Origin of the sequence: Collinsella aerofaciens (genome assembly GCF_005845035.1) — a bacterium.
Taxonomy (GTDB): Bacteria; Actinomycetota; Coriobacteriia; order Coriobacteriales; family Coriobacteriaceae; genus Collinsella; species Collinsella aerofaciens_I.
The window spans coordinates 1-1041 of record NZ_SPFO01000050.1 but is presented as its reverse complement, the minus strand read 5'-3'; the positions used below and the strand labels follow the sequence as shown (position 1 = coordinate 1041).

Genomic DNA, 1041 nt, shown 5'->3' with positions numbered 1-1041 from the left:
GATCCGGAGGCGCCAGCCCCCGGGGAGCCGCCCTTGGAATACTGCCCTCGCGCGACCGGCGTCCTAACCCGAGGCCGTCAACCGGCTCGGGGACCGTGCCAGGCGGGCAGTTTGACTGGGGCGGTCGCCTCCTAAAGGGTAACGGAGGCGCGCGAAGGTCCGCTCGGGACGGTCGGCAACCGTCCTTTTGAATGCAAGAGTACAAGCGGGCTTGACTGCGAGGCCCACAAGCCGAGCAGGTGCGAAAGCAGGCTCTAGTGATCCGGCGGCCCCGAGTGGGTGGGCCGTCGCTCAACGGATAAAAGGTACTCCGGGGATAACAGGCTGATCTTGCCCAAGAGTCCACATCGACGGCAAGGTTTGGCACCTCGATGTCGGCTCATCGCATCCTGGGGCTGGAGCAGGTCCCAAGGGTACGGCTGTTCGCCGTTTAAAGCGGTACGCGAGCTGGGTTCAGAACGTCGTGAGACAGTTCGGTCCCTATCCTCCGTGGGCGCAGGAGAATCGATGGAGGCTGCCCCCAGTACGAGAGGACCGGGGTGGACGCACCTCCGGTGAACCGGTTGTCGACCAACGGCACGGCCGGGTAGCCGCGTGCGGCGCGGATAACCGCTGAAGGCATCTAAGCGGGAAGCCGTTCCAGGGATTAGTTCTCCTTCCGGTAAGGGCCCAGGTAGACTACCTGGTCGATAGACGGCAGGTGCAAGGGCGGCGACGTCCTCAGCCGAGCCGCACTAATCGCCCGAGCTCTTCCGGAACCGCACCTCGCGGCCCGCGGGACCCAGCGCTCACGCGCGGTCCGGGCACGAGGATGCCCCCGAGTCATCTTTCCTATGCGCCATGCGGCCCTCAGGGCACGCCTACAGTGAGACCCAGGACACCGAAACGGTGGGCGCCGCCCACCGGTCAGCGGCCAGAGCATGGGGGGCACGCCCGGTCCCGTTCCGAACCCGGAAGCTAAGCCCCATCGCGCCGAGAGTACTGCGGGGTCAGCCCGTGGGAGGCCAGGGCGCCGCTGACCGGTGGACGGCACCGAGCCGT

General features: G+C 67.0%; 2 rRNA genes. Both read left to right on the top strand.

Features of this window, described 5'->3' with window-relative positions:
- Positions 1-758: ribosomal RNA gene (locus FGQ67_RS10005) — 23S ribosomal RNA — on the top strand; the annotation flags it as partial.
- Positions 759-905: 147 nt separating this feature from the next.
- Positions 906-1021, top strand: a 5S ribosomal RNA gene (gene rrf, locus FGQ67_RS10000).
- The last annotated feature ends 20 nt before the right edge of the window (positions 1022-1041 follow it).